The organism is uncultured Halomonas sp., from assembly GCF_947501415.1.
Taxonomy (GTDB): Bacteria; Pseudomonadota; Gammaproteobacteria; order Pseudomonadales; family Halomonadaceae; genus Halomonas.
This window is the reverse complement of sequence record NZ_CANMVL010000013.1, coordinates 70,914-89,521: the sequence shown is the minus strand read 5'-3', so window position 1 is coordinate 89,521 and position 18,608 is coordinate 70,914. Positions and strand designations below refer to the sequence as shown.

The 18,608-nt window shown below is 64.0% G+C and carries 15 protein-coding genes; 8 read left to right on the top strand and 7 right to left on the bottom strand.

Going from position 1 to position 18,608, the window contains the following annotated elements:
• Positions 1–30 precede the first annotated feature (30 nt).
• The 7 genes from Q0894_RS10830 to Q0894_RS10800 form a co-directional block, all read right to left on the bottom strand.
• Complete coding sequence (locus tag Q0894_RS10830; RefSeq protein WP_132042942.1) at positions 31–744, bottom strand: response regulator; 714 nt, start codon at positions 742–744, stop codon at positions 31–33.
• Positions 741–2,177 (bottom strand): ATP-binding protein, encoded by a 1,437-nt coding sequence (locus Q0894_RS10825; RefSeq protein WP_132042944.1) that lies wholly within the window; start codon positions 2,175–2,177, stop codon positions 741–743. Before Q0894_RS10825 ends, Q0894_RS10830 begins: the two co-directional genes overlap by 4 nt.
• A 92-nt stretch (positions 2,178–2,269) precedes the next feature.
• On the bottom strand, positions 2,270–3,196 hold the full coding sequence (locus Q0894_RS10820) for a lysine exporter LysO family protein (RefSeq protein ID WP_299235049.1): 927 nt from the start codon (positions 3,194–3,196) through the stop codon (positions 2,270–2,272).
• A 97-nt stretch (positions 3,197–3,293) separates the two neighbouring features.
• Positions 3,294–4,037, bottom strand: a complete 744-nt coding sequence (locus Q0894_RS10815) for a hypothetical protein (RefSeq protein ID WP_240721703.1) — start codon at positions 4,035–4,037, stop codon at positions 3,294–3,296.
• Positions 4,038–4,163: 126 nt separating this feature from the next.
• Complete coding sequence (locus tag Q0894_RS10810) at positions 4,164–5,510, bottom strand: nicotinate phosphoribosyltransferase (RefSeq protein WP_299235042.1); 1,347 nt, start codon at positions 5,508–5,510, stop codon at positions 4,164–4,166.
• Entirely contained in the window at positions 5,507–6,070 is a 564-nt protein-coding gene (locus Q0894_RS10805) for a nicotinamidase (RefSeq protein ID WP_299235039.1), read from the bottom strand. Before Q0894_RS10805 ends, Q0894_RS10810 begins: the two co-directional genes overlap by 4 nt.
• Before the next feature lie 110 nt (positions 6,071–6,180).
• Positions 6,181–7,116 (bottom strand): glyoxylate/hydroxypyruvate reductase A, encoded by a 936-nt coding sequence (locus Q0894_RS10800; protein ID WP_299235036.1) that lies wholly within the window; start codon positions 7,114–7,116, stop codon positions 6,181–6,183.
• Positions 7,117–7,385: 269 nt separating this feature from the next.
• Here Q0894_RS10800 and doeA point away from each other — a divergent pair, with 269 nt between their 5' ends.
• The 8 genes from doeA (at position 7,386) to Q0894_RS10760 (ending at position 18,545) form a co-directional block, all read left to right on the top strand.
• A complete protein-coding gene (gene doeA, locus Q0894_RS10795) occupies positions 7,386–8,585 on the top strand; it encodes an ectoine hydrolase DoeA (protein WP_132042953.1) in 1,200 nt (399 codons plus the stop codon).
• Positions 8,586–8,732: 147 nt separating this feature from the next.
• Complete coding sequence (doeB, locus tag Q0894_RS10790; protein ID WP_132042955.1) at positions 8,733–9,746, top strand: N(2)-acetyl-L-2,4-diaminobutanoate deacetylase DoeB; 1,014 nt, start codon at positions 8,733–8,735, stop codon at positions 9,744–9,746.
• A gap of 16 nt (positions 9,747–9,762) precedes the next feature.
• A complete protein-coding gene (locus Q0894_RS10785) occupies positions 9,763–10,236 on the top strand; it encodes an Lrp/AsnC family transcriptional regulator (protein ID WP_132042957.1) in 474 nt (157 codons plus the stop codon).
• Positions 10,237–10,438: 202 nt separating this feature from the next.
• Positions 10,439–11,308, top strand: a complete 870-nt coding sequence (locus Q0894_RS10780; protein ID WP_132042959.1) for a carbon-nitrogen hydrolase family protein — start codon at positions 10,439–10,441, stop codon at positions 11,306–11,308.
• A 35-nt stretch (positions 11,309–11,343) separates the two neighbouring features.
• Entirely contained in the window at positions 11,344–12,816 is a 1,473-nt protein-coding gene (locus Q0894_RS10775) for a biotin carboxylase (RefSeq protein WP_299235029.1), read from the top strand.
• Between the two features lie 47 nt (positions 12,817–12,863).
• Positions 12,864–13,862 carry a C45 family peptidase gene (locus Q0894_RS10770; RefSeq protein ID WP_237561958.1) on the top strand — a complete coding sequence of 333 codons (999 nt, stop codon included), beginning with the start codon at positions 12,864–12,866 and terminating at the stop codon, positions 13,860–13,862.
• 79 nt (positions 13,863–13,941) lie between these two features.
• On the top strand, positions 13,942–16,725 hold the full coding sequence (locus tag Q0894_RS10765) for a beta-eliminating lyase-related protein (protein ID WP_132042963.1): 2,784 nt from the start codon (positions 13,942–13,944) through the stop codon (positions 16,723–16,725).
• Positions 16,726–17,045: 320 nt separating this feature from the next.
• Positions 17,046–18,545, top strand: coding sequence for an NAD-dependent succinate-semialdehyde dehydrogenase (locus tag Q0894_RS10760; RefSeq protein WP_299235024.1), 1,500 nt, complete (start codon positions 17,046–17,048; stop codon positions 18,543–18,545).
• Positions 18,546–18,608: the final 63 nt, after the last annotated feature.

Sequence of the window (18,608 nt, the reverse complement as noted above, 5' to 3'; positions counted from 1 at the left end):
CATGCAGCGAAGGTGCAAAGGTGGTGCAGTTCACTCCTCGGGCTGATACTTGTAGCCGACCCCGTAGACGGAGCGGATCACCTCGCGCTCGGGCCATATATCGGCAATCTTTCTGCGCAGTTTCTTGACGTGGCTGTCGACGGTGCGCTCGGAGACGATGCGGTGGTCCCGGTACATATGGTCCATCAGCTGGTCACGGGAAAAGATACGCCCCGGGGCATGCATCATCACCTTGAGAAGCTGGTACTCCACGGCGGTAAGCGCGAGGTCGTGACCATCCGCCAGGGCACGCCAGCCCTCCTCATCCAGTATCAGATCACTGCCCAGGGCGTCAGGCTCATTGGCCAGCTGGGTGCGGCGCAGCACCGCCTTGACCCTGGCGACGACCTCTCGAGGACTGAACGGCTTGCAGATGTAGTCATCGGCGCCCAGTTCGAGCCCCAGCAGGCGGTCGACCTCCTCGACCCGGGCGGTAAGCATGATCACCGGCAGGGCAGGCCAGCGCTGACGGATCTCGCGACACAGGGTTAGGCCGTCGGTGCCGGGCAGCATCAGGTCGAGGAGCACCAGCGCCGGTCCCTCGGCGGCCTGGCGCGTCTCCTCCAGCCACGGTAACACGCTGTTGCCATGGTCCAGGTGATGGGGCTCGAAGCCACTGCCGGCCAGGTAGTCGGCCACCAGTCGGGCGATCTTGGGTTCATCCTCGACGATCAGGATGCGTTGAGGGTGCTCGGCCGAGGTCATGCTCTCTTCTCCTTGAGCGTGGCGTCATCGAGAGGCGGGAAGCTCAGGATCCAGCGTAACCCACCCAGTGGCGAAGGGGCAGCGGTCATCCGGCCGCCGTGGGCCTTGACCAGGGCGGTGGCAATGGAGAGTCCCAGACCACTGCCACCGCTAGCCCGGCTGCGCGACCCCTCGACCCGGTAGAGGCGTTCGGAGAGCCGCGACAGCTGGGAGTCCGGGACTCCCGGTGCGCTGTCATCCCACAGGATTCGGACGCCACCAGGGCCGTTTTCGAGGCTGACGTGCAATTGGCCGGGGGGGTGCGTATAGGCGCAGGTGTTATCCAGCAGGTTGCTCCATAGCTGCCTCAGCCGGCTGGCATCACCACGGATCCAGGCCGACTCGGGGATGTCTTGCGTCAGGGTAAGGCCGTTGTCGTCGAGCCAGCCGCTGCCTTCGTCGAGACGCTGGCGCAAGCTGTCGGCGATATTGAGTGGTGCCAGCTGAACCTCCAGGGCGCCGGCATCGCTTTGCGAGAGCAACCGCAGGTCGGCGACCAGACGCTCGAGCTGCTTCACCTCCTGGGAGAGCGAGTGCAGGCTTTCGTGCTCCAGGGGCCGGATGCCGTCCTGCATCGCCTCGATCTCTCCGCGCAGCACCGCCAGCGGTGTGCGCAGCTCGTGGGCAATATCCGAGACCCAGCGACTGCGCGCCTCACGACTGGCTTCCAGGGTGGCGGCGAGGATATTGAAGTCACGCGAGAGTCGAGACAGTTCATCACGACCGCGCTCTGGCAGGCGGGTGCTGTAATCCCCTTCGGTCAGGCGCAGGGTGGCCTGGGCCATGCCGCGGGTACGGCGCCCCAGCCACCAGGAGAGACCGCCGGCCAGCAGCAGCGAGGCCAGGCCGAGGGCGCCGGTGATGATGCCCAGGTTACGCTGCTGGCGGGTCAGGAAGACGTGCTCCATGCGGGCCATCAGCTGCTCCGGCGGGCGGTAACCGAGGGTTCCGACCCGCTGCCCCTCGTGCTCGATGGGCAACCAGCGCAGGGTGGCGGCCTCCTCGTCGTTGTTGGGGGGCAGGCCGATCACCGGCAACCCCTCGGCATCATGAAGCACGAAGTCCTTGGGGTCGCCCAGTCGCCGCTCCAGCCCCATCGGCGGAGGGCCGGCACCTGGCCATAGCTGGTGACGCACCAGACGATACCAGGCTCGGGGCGAGGCACGCAGCCACTGCCAGTCGCCGCGGCGTGACCACTCATCGGCGAGGCCCTTGACGAGGGTCTCGGCGCGCTGGGTCTGGGTCTTGTCCAGGTACTCGAGGAAGCCCTGGTCGAGGCTTCGTGACACCGCCAGGAACACCAGGCCCGAGATGGCCACATTGACCGACAGGATGACCACGAACAGCTTGATGCCCAGCCGGGAAATGGCGGGGCGTGGCAGAGTCAGGCGCATGATTGCCTCACCGCGGGCGGAATGGGCCAACAGCATAACCCCGGGCGGCGCAGCCAATCGTCATGCAATGTGCAAACCCCGTGCAAGGAGGCTCACAGCGTCAGCAGGAACAGGATCAGTGGCGGCGACAGCAGGGAGAGCAGAAAGCCCGAGACCACCGCGACCGGCACGCAGCCGACCCCCCCATGCTGCTGGATCACCGGCAGGGTGAAGTCCATGGAGGTGGCGCCGCCGTAGCCGATGGCCAGGGCGGCGTGTCGGCGGATCACCAGCGGGATCAGCACGAAGGCGACCAGCTCACGGGTCAGATCGTTGAAGAAGGCGACACCGCCCAGCGCCGGCCCCAGGGCGTCGCCCACCAGAATGCCCGACAGGGAGTACCAGCCAAAACCGGCGGCCATGGCCAGCCCCTCGTTCCAGCGCAGGTCCAGCAGTGGGGCGGCGAGCAGGCCGCCGACGAGCGAGGTGGCGGCAAGGGTCAGGGCAATGGCCAGGCCGTGGTGGTTGAGCAGGATCTGGCGCAGCGGCATGCCGGAGTTGCGCAGCTGGCAGCCGATCAGGGCCAGCAGGATATAGAGCACCCACTCGGCCAGGGTCTCGGCCATGGCGTGGAGCGGCAGGGTGGTCAGCCGATCGGCGGCCAGCCCCAGTGCCACGCCGAGGACTACCACACCGACCAGGGCCAGCGAGCCGGCCATGGCAGCGAGCTTGCTGGTCGGGGCGCCGGGCACCACACGGGCGGGGTCGGCGGTGAGCCCCAGGCGGCGCGATAGCCACCAGAGACCGACCAGGTTGCAGGCCGATGTCACCACGAACAACGCCAGCGCCTGGCCGCCCATGCGCGACAGCTGCCCGGCGAGGTTATCGAGGCCGGCGAGGCTGAAGCCCATCAACAGCAGGATGCCATAGACCGAGGCACTGACCCCATGGTTGATCGCCGCCAGCACGGCAGGGTGTCGGATTGGTATCAGGTAACCCACTACCAGGGGCAGCAGCACGATCAGCAGGCCGCTCAGCATGGAGACTCCCTTCCCTATATTGGCCGCCCCGTGGCGGCGTCTCGAAAAGCGGCTACTCTAGCAGGCGGGCTTGAGGCGCCCAACCGCTGAAGCGACATTAGTCAGGGAGGGTTAGCCTGCTCAGTCTCAGCTGGCTGCGGCGCTTGCCATCACGGTGATAGTCGACCGACAGCAGCAGCCCGGGTACCTCGGGGTGGAATCGAAACAGCAGCCGGCGGCTCGGCTTGTCGGCCTCCCAGGCTTCGGCCGTGATCGTCTCGAAGCTACCCGCGGGTAGCGTGATCCGTGAGCGGCCTTGAGTGTGGGCCCTGAGACGCTCCTCGCGCCCCTTGTGATCCAGGTAGCGGATATCGCAGGGGCTGTCGGCACAGTCGCCGCCGATGATGCGGCGGGAGAGCGTGAAGAGTGCCGTCTGACGATCTGGCAGTGCCTCGAGTGGCTCGGCATCGAGTTGATAGCTGTCGCCGACGCCCAGCAGTGCGTAGCCGCTGGCGTAATAGAGTGACTGAATTCCTTCGTCCTGAATCATGAAACGGCTGCGCTCACTGCCGCGGGCGACCCGTATATCGGTCTCCATCAGGCTTTCCCAGTAGTCACCCTCACGGCTGAGGCGATGGTCGACATAGGCGGCCGGCCAGCCCTCGACCTCGAGCCGGTAACGCGCGGCGAAGGGGCGTAAGGCTATTGAGGGGACGGCGGCAGCCCGAGGAGCGGCGCCGTTTTGGGCTGGCGTGGTCGGTGCATTGGCCAGAGCCATCAGCGGCAGGCAGGCGAGCAGCCAGGGCGCAAATAGGGCCAACTGGCCGCCGCGCCGGGACCATCGTATGGCTCGCTGGGGCATGGACGCTCTCCATCATGGGAACTGAGTGGCCCGCAGGGCCTTTGGCGATAAGAGGTCGCTGTGGGTCCTAAAGTTCCCCTTGACGTGAAGATGCCGCATTGCCGGCGACGCTATCAGGCAAGGGCATCAGGTGATGGAGCGGAGATGTTCCAGGGCCGACGAGAGCTCGACCGGGTAGTCGCCGTGCCCAGCCTCCAGTCGCAGCAGCTCCTCGGGAAGACGAGTCAGGCTGTCACTGACTCGCTCGCGAGCCCCTTCGGCCAGGGCCATCCCTTCCTCGATCGGTTGACCGCCGCGCACCATGGGATGCAGCAGTGCCTCGCCTTCGACGCCTGTCTCATCGCGCAGGGCGATGACGTCGCCGAGGTAGCGGCCTTGCGCGTCCCGGCGGCGATAGACCTGCTTGGGGCAGGGCAGGTTGATCTTGCCCGGCGAGTGCTTGAGTCGTGGGGTTCCCGCGTACTCCACCAGCTTGTAGGAGAGATCGATGACCGGAGCGTCGGAGGAGACGCCCATCTCGGTGCCCACCCCGAAGGCATCGATGGGAGCGCGGGCCTCGATCAGGGCCGCGATCTTCCACTCATCCAGCCCGCTGCTGGCGACGATCTTCACCTCCTGGTGCCCCGCGGCATCGAGCAGCGCCCGGGTCTCCCGGGCAAGCTGGCCAAGGTCACCGGAGTCGAGGCGCACGGCACCCACTCGGATGCCCGGTTCGGCGTTCATCAGTTCGATCACCTTGCGCACCCCTTCCAGGGTATCGTGGGTATCGACCAGCAGGGTCGTGTCCGGGTAGTGGCGAGCGAAGGCGGCGAAGGCGGCCTCTTCATCATCGTGGGCGAGAATATAGCTATGGGCCATGGTGCCGGAAAGCGGCATGCCGTGGCGCAATCCGCCGAGCACGTTGCTGGTGCCGGCAAGCCCCGCGGTGCGATAGGCGCGAACCCCGCGCACCGCGGCATCGATGCCGTGCATGCGGCGCATGCCGAAGTCCACCACCGGCCGGCCCCGTGCCGCCAGCACGATGCGCACCGCCTTGGACGCTAGCACCGTCTCCAGCTGCACCAGGTTCATCGCCAGGCTCTCGAGGAGCTGGGCCTGGGCGATAGGCGCCTCCACTTCCAGCAGCGGCTCGTTGGCGAACACCGGCGTGCCCTCGGGCAGGGTCCAGATGTCGCCCTCGAAGCGCCAGCGGGCCAGCCAGTCGAGAAACCCCGCCTCGAAAAGGCCGGTGTCGGCCAGGCGCGTAAGCGCCATGTCGGTAAAGCGCAGCCGGGCCAGCCGTTCCGCGGCGTGCTGTTGCCCGCAGGCGAGCATGAAGCGACGCTCAGGCGGCAGCCGTCGGAAGAACAGGCTGAAGGTGGCGACCCCGTCCATGGCCTCCTTCCAGTAGGCCTGGGTCATGGTCAGCTGGTAGAAGTCGGTGAGCAGGGCCAGCTCGTCCTCGTCCACCGTCAGCGGGGGCAGTTTGCTCATGGGCGCACCTCGACGCCGGCCTCGAGCAGCGCGTTGCGCACGTCGTCAATGGCGTCGGGATCGACCGCGGCGCTGAGGGCTTCGAGCAGGCGCACCGCAAAGCCCTCCCGGCAGGCGTCGAGCGCCGTGGCCTTGACGCAGACGTCCAGCGCCAGGCCGCACACGATCACCCGGTCGATGCCCCGGTCGCGCAGATAGCCGGCCAGGCCTGTGCCGTCGAAGGCGGAGTAGGCGTCGGCGTCGAAGGCCGTGGCCTTGCTGACGCGTACCGTGTCGGCGGGCAGCGCCAGACCGGGATGGAAGGCCGCCCCCGGGGTGTCCTGCACGCAGTGCACGGGCCAGGGGCCGCCACGATGTTCGAAGCTCGCGTGGTCGATGGGGTGCCAGTCCCGGGAGGCGACGATCAGGGCGCCCGCTGCGTGGGCCGTGGCAATTTCGGTATTGATTGCCGGCACCAGCGCGCTGCCTCCGGCAACCGCCAGGGCGCCACCCTCGCAGAAGTCGTTCTGCATGTCGACGACCAGCAGGGCGTCACTGGGCGTGTAGTCGATAGGCGTCATAATGCTCCTCCCAAAAGCCGGTGATTGGCTCACTTATCAGCGTACCTTCTGAGTCGAGGCTCGTGTAACAAAGGCATAACCCCGTGGGGGAGAAGGGCCTGACGGGCTCTTCAGTAGCCGGCCCCGGGGTCCACCGTCTCCAGGGGCTCGCCCGCCTCGAAGGCCCGCAGCGCCGAGACCACCTGATCCAGAGCCACCTCCAGTGGTGTCGGCCCGGCCATGTGGGGCGTGATCCACACCCGCGGGTGGGACCAGAGCGGACTCGTCTCGGGCAGGGGTTCCTCGGGAAAGGCATCGAGGACGGCGCCGCGCAGGCGACCCTCGACAGTGCTGGCGCCGAGGGCGTCGAGCAGGGCCGCCTCGTCGATCAGGGTGCCTCGCCCTGGGTTGATCAGGCTGGCGCCCTCGGGCAGCAGGGCGAGGGTTCGCGCATTGATGATGTGCCGGGTGACGGGAGTATCGGGAAGCAGCAGCACCAGGCTCTTCACCTGGCTCAGCAGCGCCTCCAGGCCGTTATCGCCGTGGTGGCAGGTGATGTCGTCGAGACGCTTGGGCGATCGGCACCAGCCATGGACCGGGAAGCCGTCGGCAGCGATCATCGTCGCGACCCTGGCGCCGATGGCCCCCAGCCCCAGCACGCCTACCGGCCAGTCGGCCTTGTCGCACATGGTGTGCTCCCGCCACTCTCGTGCATGCTGCTGGCGACGGTAGCGATCGAAGTCACGCTGGAAGTGCAGCAGACCATAGCGCACATAATCACCGATCGGTTCGGCCATGCCGGCGTCACGCAGCTTGACGATGGGCACTCCGGCCGGGAGCTCGGGATTGTTCAGCAGGGCATCCACCCCGGCGCCCAGGTTGACGATGCCCTTGAGCGCCACGAGCTCGCTCAGCAGTGACGCCGGAGGCTTCCACGCCGCCAGATAGTCGGCTTCGCGACGCTTGGCTGCCGGTGCCGCACTGGTGAAGATCTCGGCCTCGGGGAGGCGGGCCGCCAGTGCTTCCTGCCAGCGCTTGGGCTCGTCGTTGTGGACCAGTACCTTCATGTTTCCTCCCGGATGACGTGATGCCTCCATCATCTCTGGAGTGGTGACCATGAACAAGCCCGTTACTTCCGAGCTCTCAACATAAGGAAGTGCTTGACCCTCTACCATGGGTAGGCAGTAACCTTCATGCTATGGGGCACCCTCCACTGTCAGGTGCGACTGTGCGACCCGAAATCGTTCAGGCATCTCGTCAGTGATCATGACCCTGGCCCGGCCTTCTCCTCGTCGAGAGGGCCGATTTTCTTGACGTTGCTTTGGCGAGTGGCCCAATGACCCAGGTAAACCTGCCCTTCACTCGAGAGGAATATGCCACCCGGCTGTGGAAGGTGCGTGCCGAGATGGCCGGTCGAGGCATCGATGTGCTGATCGTCAGTGACCCCTCCAACATGGCCTGGCTGACGGGCTATGACGGCTGGTCATTCTATGTGCATCAGTGCGTGCTGGTCGGACTCGAGGGCGAACCGGTATGGTATGGCCGTCGCATGGATGCCAACGGGGCTCTGCGCACCTGCTGGATCGATGCGGACAACATTACCTACTATCCGGACTACTATGTTCAGAATCCGGACATGCACCCCATGGAGTATCTGGCCCAGTCGATCATGCCCGATCGTGGCTGGCACGAGGGGGTGGTGGGCATGGAGATGGATAACTACTACTTCTCCGCCAAGGCCTATCAGAGCCTGCTGCGCGAGCTGCCCCACGCGCGCTTCATGGATGCCAATGGTCTGGTCAACTGGTGCCGTGCCATCAAGTCGCCCCAGGAGGTCGAGTACATGCGGGTGGCGGCGAAGATCGTCGAGGGCATGCACTCGCGTATTCTCGAGGTGATCGAGCCGGGGCTACCGAAGAGCAAGCTGGTCTCGGAGATCTACCGGGTGGCCATCGAGGGGTACCGAGATGAGCATGGTCGGGTATTCGGCGGTGACTATCCGGCCATCGTGCCGATGCTGCCCACTGGCCAGGATGCCGCCGCACCACACCTGACCTGGGACGATACGCCCTTTCGCAAGGGCGAGGGTACCTTCTTCGAGATCGCCGGGGTCTACAAGCGCTATCATGCGCCGATGTCGCGGACGGTCTTTCTGGGCAAGCCTCCGACGGAGTTCGTGCGTGCCGAATCGGCGCTGCTCGAGGGCATCGAGAGTGGACTCGAGGTGGCCAGGCCCGGCAATCGCACCGCGGATATCGCCATGGCGCTGGGTGCGGCCATGGACAAGTACGGCTTCGACCGCGGCGGAGCGCGCTGTGGCTATCCCATCGGCATCAGCTACCCGCCGGACTGGGGCGAGCGGACCATGAGTCTGCGCCCCTCCGACGAGACCATTCTGCAGCCGGGCATGACCTTCCACTTCATGCCTGGCCTGTGGGAGGACGACTGGGGCCTGGAGATCACCGAGAGCATCCTGATCACCGAGAGCGGCTGCGAGACCCTGGCCAACTTCCCGCGCCAGCTCTTTGTGCGTTGAGAAGGCAGGAAGCTTGACCAGCTTCGACATGTACGAGGGGCGCTGGGGGCAGATCGTAGAGGGAATTAAGAATCTGCCGCCAGATCAGCCTCGAGTGACACCAAGGCCACCATGCCTGTGCCATATGCGAACAAGGAGTTGTAAACCATGACCAAGCGTCCCAGCCCCATCAGCGCCACCGTCGACTTCGACGCCGACGGCGTCCAGCACGGCTTTCTCAAGCTGCCCATCTCGGTGGACGACTCCGCCTGGGGGGCGGTGATGATCCCGGTTACCGTGATCAAGAACGGCGAGGGCCCCACGGCGCTGCTGACCGGCGGCAACCACGGTGACGAGTACGAGGGCATCACCTCGCTGCTCAAGCTGTCGAGCGCGCTCGAGGCCGAGGAGGTCAACGGCCGGGTCATCATCGTGCCATGCATGAACCAGCCGGCGGTGATGGCCGGCAAGCGAACTTCCGGCCTCGATGGTGGCAACCTCAATCGCAGCTTCCCCGGTGACCCGGATGGCAGCGTGACCGAGAAGATCGCCGACTACTTCACTCGGGTGATGGTGCCGATGAGCGATGTGGTGCTCGACCTGCACTCCGGTGGGCGCACCCTGGACATCATCCCCTTCGGAGCCTCTCACGTGCTGGATGACCCCGAGCAGCAGCGCAAGGCCCTGGAGGGTGCCAAGGCCTTCGGTGCGCCCTATGCCATGATCATGTTCGAACTCGACGCCGCCGCGCTGTTCGATACCGCGGTGGAGAGCCAGGGCAAGATCTTCGTGGCGACAGAACTGGGCGGCGGCGGCACCTCCACCCCGGAGAGCCTGGCCATCACCGAGCGCGGTGTGCGCAACTTTCTGGTCCACTATGGCCTGCTGGAAGGGGAGGTGGAGATGCCCGCCGAGCCTCAGGTCTATCTCGATATGCCCGATGCCAGCTGCTACGTACAGAGCGAGCATAGCGGTGTGCTGGAGCTCTGCTTTGCCCTGGGCGAGCGGGTCGAAAAGGGCGAGGTGGTGGCGCGTGTCTACGACATGACGCGCAGCGGTACCGCACCGGTAGAGTATTACGCCGGCCGCAGCGGTGTACTGGCGGCGCGGCGCCACCCGGCGCTGGTCAACATGGGCGATACCATTGCGGTGATCGCCGATATCGTCGACTCCCTGGATTGAGGCGGCCAGCATCACGATGAAACTTGACCGTTATGATCTGAAGATTCTCGAGATCCTCTCTCGCGATGGGCGCATCACCAAGTCCCGGCTGGCCGAGGCGATCAATCTCTCGGTCAGCCCCTGTTGGGAGCGCGTGCGACGGCTGGAGAAGACCGGCATCATCGAGGGTTACAGCGCTCGCATCAATGCCGAGGCACTGGTGAGACGCACGCCGGTGTGGGTTCAGGTGGAGCTCAAGGCACATAACGCTGCGAGCTTCGCCCGCTTCGAGGCACTGGTGCATGCCACGCCCGAGGTGACCGAGTGCGTGGCGGTGGGCGGTGGCGTCGACTACCTGATCAAGGTCGAGGCCGACTCCATCGACGCCTATCAGCGTCTGATCGATGGCTGGCTGACTGGCGATGCCGGCATCGAGCGTTACTTCACCTATATTGTCACCAAGGCGGTCAAGCGTCCTGTTCCCGGAGATTGCCTCAAGGATCTTGGCTGAGCGATGCCTCGGCCGAACGCTTATTCGGCTGAACGAGATGTTTGCGTTGATGTTACATCGGTATATGTGTCATAAGCTGCTACCAGAAGGGTGAGCAGAGCTCATTCGGCCGGGCGATTCTGCCGGCATGCCACCGACGGTGCCAGTACGTGTTTGAATATGCCCCGGAAGTGATCAAAATCGCCTGAAGCAGAGAGATCTTATGACCTATTTCACGATCGCAGGGGTACAGATGCATGCCCTGCACCATGGTGACAATACCGAGGCCATGCGCCACCGGATTGACATGCTGATGAGCCGCTTTCCGCAGGTACAGATGGTTCTCTTCAGCGAGCTGATGCCCTTGGGGGCGTCGCCGCACCATGCGCAACCGATGCCTAGCGCGGCCGAGGCGTTGTTCTGCCAGGTCGCCGAGCAGCATCGTATCTGGCTGATTCCTGGCTCGATGTTTGAGCAGACCGAAAATGGCATCTTCAACACCCTCTCGGTGATCAACCCCCACGGCCAGGTAGTGGCGCGCTTTCGCAAGATGTTTCCCTTCCGTCCCTACGAGGCGGGCGTCGAGAGCGGCGCCGAGTTCGTGACCTTCGATGTGCCCAACGTGGCTCGCTTCGGAGTCTCGATCTGCTACGACATGTGGTTCCCCGAGACCACCCGCACGCTGGCTGCCATGGGGGCCGAAGTCATCCTGCATCCGACCATGACCGATACCATCGATCGTGACATCGAGCTGTCCATCGCCCGCACCAATGCGGCGGTCAACCAGTGCTACTTCTTCGATATCAATGGTGCCGGCGTCCTCGGCAACGGCCGCTCCATCGTGGTGGGACCTTCCGGCGACGTCATTCATCAGGCGGGCACCGGTGAGGAAGTCATGCCCATCGAAGTCGACATCAGCCGAGTGCGTCGCGAGCGTGAGACCGGACTGCGTGGCCTGGGCCAACCGTTGAAGAGTTTCCGTGACCGTACGGTCGACTTCTCACTGTATCGTAGTGAGACTGGTTCTAGCCCGTACCTCGACACCCTGGGCCCGCTGGCCAAGCCGGTGCGAGCCGATATCGAGGAGTATTAATCCCACGCCTTCCCCACAACGATGGAGCGATCACGATGAGCAAAATAACAACTATTGCCGACGTACGCCGCCACTTCCTCAATAACAAGGAACCGATCTACTTCATTTCGGCCACCAACTTCAACTTGCTGGGGGTTGGCGACTGGGTGGGCAACTTTCGCCATATCAACTACATCGACTGTTTTGAGGGCCAGCAGCGTAACGTCTTCGTGCCCAAGGAGAAGTTCCCGCGCGACTTCGAGAGCATCGAGGACATCAACAACTACCTCCTCGAGCACAAGGAGGTCATCGACTTCATCCAGTCCCGTGCCCAGGGGGAGAATGCCGGCGTAGCGGCTTTCCTGATGTTCGACGAGCACACCGAAGAGATCTGCGAGCAGCTCGGCCTCAAGGTGGCGTTCCCGCCGGCCCAGCTGCGCTCGCGCATGGACAACAAGATCGAGACCGTGCGCATCGGCAACAAGGCTGGCGTGCCCAGCGTGCCCAACGTGCTGGCCCGGGTGGGCAGCTACCAGGAGCTCTGCGAGGTGAGCCGGGAGCTCGGCGACGACCTGGTGGTGCAGACCGCCTACGGCGACTCCGGTCACACTACCTTCTTCATCACCAACGAAGACGACTACTACAAGCACGCCGAGGAGATCGAGGCCGAGTCCGAGGTCAAGATCATGAAGCGCATCAACTGTCGTGGCTCGGCCATCGAGGCCTGTGCCACCCGCTGCGGCACCGTGGTCGGCCCACTGATGACCGAGCTGGTTGGCTTCAAGACGCTGACGCCCTACAAGGGCGGCTGGTGTGGCAACGAGATGTTCGCCGGCGCCTTCGATCAGTCGGTACGCGACAAGGCCCGGGAGTACACTTTCCAGTTCGGAGAGGCGCTGCGCGAGGAGGGGTATCGCGGCTACTTCGAGCTCGACTTCCTGATCGACATGGACAACGGCGAGGTCTATCTCGGTGAGCTCAACCCACGTGTCACCGGCGCCAGCTCGCTGACCAATGTGGCGGCTTTCGCTCACTCCGATATCCCGCTGTTCCTGTTCCACCTGCTGGAGTTCTCCGACGTCGATTTCGATCTCGATATCAACGAGATCAACGAGCGCTGGGCGCATCCCGAAAGCGTGGACAGCTGGAGCCAGCTGGTCATCAAGCACACCGACGAAAGCGTCGATCTGCTGACCCGGGCGCCACGCACCGGGGTCTGGAAAATGGCCAGTGACGGCAGCATTGACTATGACCACTACAACTATCACCCCCACGCCGCCGAAGATGAAAGCGAGGGCTTCTTCCTGCGCATCAGTGGAGCGGGGGATTTCCGCTACGAGGGCGCAGACCTCGGCATCCTGATCACCCGTGGACGCCTGATGGATGACGACTTCCAGCTTACTGAACGCGCCAAGGCTTGGATCGACGGTATCCGTGGTGAGTACGCCGGGCAGTCGCTGCAGGATCCGGTGGTGGAGGAGGTGGCCGTCAGCCATGCCGTCGGCGGCGGCAACTTCAAGATCCTGTGAATACCGGGATCGGTTCCCCTTCGTCGCGGGAGGCGCTGTCGGGCGACATGAACAAGATGCTCGATTTTCGGACCGTACGCGAGGAGACGGCAGGCCCTCGTTGGCAGGCGCTGTTTGGCCACCACTGGCCGGCTTACGAGCAGTGGTACCTGAGCGAAGGGGAGCGTGAGCGGCCTGGCTACCTCGCCTGTTACAACGCGCTGCGAAAGTACATGCCAGAGCTTCTCGATACCTATCGCATGCTCTGTGAGCTGGCCGGTGGTGGTGATCTCGCCGCGCGCTTTCTGAGTCTTTACCAGCCGCCGCCGTACATCACCGGCTGCTCTCAGGCGGTGCTGGCGAGCCCCGCGTCGACGCTGCTGGCGCGCAATTACGACTATCCCCCGGAGCTCTGTGAAGGAACCATCCTCTACACCCGCTGGAACGCGAGGAGGGTAATCGCCATGTCCGACTGCCTGTGGGGTGTGCTGGACGGCATGAATGATCGGGGACTCGCCGTGTCGCTGGCCTTCGGCGGCAGCAAGGCCGTGGGCCAGGGCTTCGGCGCGCCGATCATCCTGCGCTACCTGTTGGAGTTCTGCGATAGCGTACCCGAGGCGTCCGACGTACTGGCGCGCATTCCCACCCACATGGCCTACAACATCACCGTGGCCGACGCCGCCGGTCGTTACGTCACGGCGATGATCGGCCCGGACCGCCCTGCCAGCATCCGGCGGGTGCCGGTGGCGACCAATCACCAGAAGAAGATCGAATGGTACGCCCACGCCCTGGCCTCGGAGACATTGATCCGTGAGCGCCAGCTGTCGATCCTGGTGGCCGACGAGGCTACCACCGAGGATCGGCTGATCGCTGCCTTCGCATCACCGCCGCTGTTCCGCCATGACTATCGCCGCGGCCTGGGGACCGTCTATACCGCTATCTATCGACCCATGACGGGGCGCGCGCAGTTTCACTGGCCCGGCCTGACCCTCGAGCTGGGCTTCGACCACTTCCCCGAGGAGCGAATCACCGTGCGCTATGGTGCGCGAGGCTTGTATGCCGGCTGATCCCGGCCCGTTACCCGTCGCTTCGTCGCTTCGTCGCAGCGCCGCGTGACAATAACAACGAACATGGATGGGTGTTGCCATGCAAGAGTTGACGCAAACCGAGACGCCCTACACGGCTCTGGGCTTCTACCACAAGATTTCCCAGCTGCGTGCCGATACCTGGAATGCGCTGAAGCGCGACCTGGGTATGCTGGTGCGCCTGAATGACGAGGGTCGGGCCAAGAACCTGATCAAGGCGATAGACGTCAAGTTGACGCGGCTCGAGATCATCGAGGACTACCATGCCTTTCCTTCCAAGGAGGACTTTCGTCACCTCTGGGCGCTGTTCGACCGCGAGGAGTACGGGCTTCTGGAGAAGGTGGTCAAGCGCCTGGTGCGGGCACTGATCAGTGAGTCCTATCGGCGCCGTCATGTCGACCTCTCCGAGACCGATGCCGACGCCGAGGAGCTTGAGACTCTGGATGCCCTGGCGCAGCTGCGGCGTGGCCACCCCGCCTCCAACAGCTCGGCCCAACCCTACTTCGAGCTGCTGATCGTCGACAACCTCTCGGCCCCGGAGGAGGAGGTGGTCCGTGAGGCCTTCCACAGCATGCGTCGCCCCGAGGATCGCTTCGTCTATGACGTGGTCACGGTAAGAAGCTTCGAGGATGCGCTGATCGCGGTGCTGGTCAATCCCAACATCCAGGCCTGCCTGATCCGCTACGAGTTTCCCTACAAGTCGAAGTACAACCTTAGCGCCCTGCGCAGCTATCTCGAAGGGCTCTCCGAGCAGTCTCTGGAGCAGCAGTCCGAGGCCGAACGCAGCATCCTGCTCAGCTCGATGATCCACGAGCTGCGTCCCGAGATCGATCAGTTTCTGGTCACCAGCGGCGATGTGGAGGCCACGGCCAGTCGCGACATCCGTCACTTCAATCGGATCTTCTACCGTGAGACGGACTACATCGAGCAGCACCATACCATCCTGCGGGCCATCGACAATCGCTACCGCACGCCCTTCTTCGACGCCCTGCGCGAGTACAGCAAGAAGCCGACCGGGGTCTTCCATGCCATGCCCATCTCCCGGGGCAAGTCGGTCACCCGCTCGCACTGGGCCGGGCAGATGATCGACTTCTACGGCATCAACATCTTCCTCGCCGAGACCTCGGCAACCTCCGGTGGGCTCGACTCCCTGCTGCAGCCCTACGGGCCGATCAAGAAGGCCCAGGAATACGCCGCCAGGGCCTTCGGAGCACGCCAGACCTTCTTCGTCACCAATGGTACCTCCACCGCCAACAAGATCGTGGTCCAGGCGCTGGTCAAGCCTCGGGACATCGTGCTGATCGATCGCGACTGCCACAAGTCGCATCACTACGGCATGGTGCTGGCCGGTGCTCACGTCAGCTACCTCGACTCCTATCCCCTCAACGATTACTCGATGTATGGAGCCGTGCCGCTGCACGAGATAAAGAAGACGTTACTCGGCTACAAGCGCTCGGGCCAGCTCGACAAGGTCAAGATGCTGCTGCTCACCAACTGCACCTTCGACGGCGTGGTCTACAACGTGCGGCGGGTGATGGAGGAGTGCCTGGCGATCAAGCCTGACCTGGTCTTCCTGTGGGACGAGGCCTGGTTCGCCTTCGCCGGCTTCAACCCGACCTATCGGCCGCGCACGGCCATGCACGCCGCCCGCACCCTGCGTGATCGCTACCGCAGCGCCGCCTATCGCGAGGAGTATGACGCCTGGAAGGCCGAGTTCGATGGCCTCGATCCCGACGACGATGCCACCTGGCTCGAGCGGCGCCTGAAGCCCGACCCCGATGCGGTGCGCATCCGCGCCTATGCCACCCACTCCACCCACAAGACCCTGACGTCACTGCGTCAGGGCTCGATGATTCATGTCTGGGATCAGGACTATCGACAGAAGGTCGAGGCACCGTTCCACGAGGCCTACATGACCCATACCTCGACTTCGCCGAACTACCAGATCATCGCCTCGCTGGACGTGGGTCGCATGCAGGCCGAGATGGAGGGATTCGAGCTGGTACATGCCCAGGTCGAGGCAGCGCTGTCACTGCGCGAACAGCTCTATACGCATCCGCTACTGCAGAAATACTTCCGAGTGCTGATCAACAGGGACATGGTGCCGCTGGAGTACCGCGAGTCGGGCGTAGAGACCTTCTATGATCCGGCCACCGGCTGGAACAAGATGGAGGAGGCCTGGGCCAACGATGAGTTTGTGGTCGATCCCAGCCGTATCACCATCGCCATCGGCGCCACGGGCATCGACGGCGACACCTTCAAGAACGAATACCTGATGAACAAGTACGGCATACAGATCAACAAGACTTCGCGCAATACCGTGCTGTTCATGACCAATATCGGCACCTCGAGGGGAGCTATTGCCTATCTGCTTGATGTCCTGATCAAACTGGCCAAGGAGTTCGAGTACCGTTGGGAGGAGAGTAGTCGACCCGAGCGCAAGATCATCGAGAACCGTGTCCACTCGCTGACCTGTGAGCTACCGCCCCTGCCGGACTTCAGTCGCTTCCACAATGCCTTCCGGCCGGCGGCTGATAACCACACGCCGGAGGGTGATATTCGTCGCGCCTACTTCCTGAGCTACGATGATGAGAATACCGAGTACCTGCGCTTCGACAACGGCGAGTTGCAGGCCCAGATGCATGATGGCCGCGACGTGGTCTCGGCGAGCTTCGTGATTCCCTATCCACCGGGTTTTCCGGTGCTGGTGCCGGGGCAGGTGATCAGCGCGGAGATCCTCCACTTCCTGCAGGCCCTGGATGTGACCGAGATTCATGGTTACCGGCCCGAGCTCGGGCTGCTGGTATTCACCGAAGAGGCCTTGAGCAATCCGTCGCCAGGCTGAATCCCGGGGCGACAGAAAAAAGGCCATCTTCCTGGTCAAAGACAAAAAAACTCTTATCTTTCTCGCCGGTTAACGAAAACTCCCGTTCTGTACTCTCCTTTATCATGACTCCATCGAGCCGCACCGAATGCAACCGGGCGGCTCTGTCGTTTCAATACTGTTTCGGTGCCTAGCGCCGGACTTTTTTTCGGCGCCCAGAGCCGCGCCGGACTTTTTTCGGCGCCCGGAGCCGCGCCGGACTTTTTTCGGCGCCCGGAGCCGCGCCGGACTTCGTAATATCGCCGGTGCCATCCACGCCGGTGAGTCAGGGGAGGTGTCGCATGAACATGAAGCTGTCCGGGTCGTTATCCACCATGCTCGAGGATCCGCGTCTGTTCCGTCAGTACGCCTATGTCGATGGCAGGTGGACCCACGGCAATGGGGGCCGCGAGGAAGTGGTTCAGGATCCCGCCACCGGCGAGGTCATCGGTCATATTCCCTGGCTCGAGGCAGACCAGATCTGTATGGCGGTGGATGCTGCCGAGGCAGCCTTTGCACACTGGCGTGCCCTGCGTGTCGATGAGCGCTGCGAGCGCCTGCTGGCGTGGTATGACCTGCTGCAGGCCAATCGTGAGGATCTGGCGACCATCATGACCCTGGAGCAGGGCAAGCCGTTGCCCGATGCCCGTGGCGAGGTGGAGTATGGAGCGAGCTTCGTGCGCTGGTTTGCCGAAGAGGGCAAGCGTACCTTCGGCGAGACGATCCCGAGCCATATTCCCAATGCGGCCCTGGGCACCATCAAGGAGCCGGTGGGCATCGCCGCACTGATCACGCCGTGGAACTTTCCGCTGGCGATGATCACTCGCAAGGCCGCCGCTGCACTGGCGGCCGGTTGCACGGTAATCGTCAAGCCCGCCGGTGAGACACCGTACTCGGCGCTGGCGCTGGCGGAGCTGGCCGAGCGCGCCGGTATCCCGGCCGGTGTCTTCAATGTGGTGCTGGGCGAGCCCGCCGAGGTCTCGAAGATCCTGTGTGCGGAGGAGCGCGTCAAGGCGGTCTCCTTCACCGGCTCCACCCGGGTCGGCCGTCTGCTGCTCGAACAGAGCGCCAATACCGTCAAGCGGGTGTCCCTTGAGTTGGGGGGCAATGCGCCCTTTATCGTCGGGCTCGACATGGACCCACGGGAGGCGGCCCTCGCCGCGGTGGCGGCCAAGTTTCAGACCGCCGGCCAGGACTGCCTCGCCGCCGATCGCATCCTGGTCCATGAGTCGATTCATGATGAGTTCGTCGAGCACTTCGCCGAGCGCATGGCGGCACTGACCGTGGGCAATGGCCTGGATAGTGAGGTGGACCTGGGGCCGCTGATCCATCGGCAGGCCGTCGAGAAGGCCGCCGGCATCGTCGAGGATGCCCTGGCCAAGGGCGCCACCCTGGTGGCCGGCGACCAGCAGGAGGCGCCGGGGGAGAACTTCTTCATGCCGGTACTGCTCACCGGGGTGACCCGCGACATGAAGGTCTGGAATGAAGAGACCTTCGCGCCGGTGGCCGGGATCACCGCCTATGCGGATGACGACCAGGCGATCGAGATGGCCAACGACACCGAGTATGGCCTGGCGGCTTATCTCTATACCCACGATATTCGCCGTATCTGGAAATTGATGCGTGCCCTGGAGTACGGCATGGTCGCGGTGAACTCGGTGAAGATGACCGGCCCGCCGGTGCCCTTCGGCGGCGTCAAGCAGTCGGGCCTGGGTCGTGAAGGCGGTGTGACAGGCATCGATGAGTATCTCGATACCAAGTACTACTGCCTCGGCGCCCTGGGCTCCGTGTCGGGGAGCTAGCTTCCAAGTTCCTGTAGTTGAAATCGATAAACATCCTCCCTGGCGGGGCGCCGGGGAGTCTTC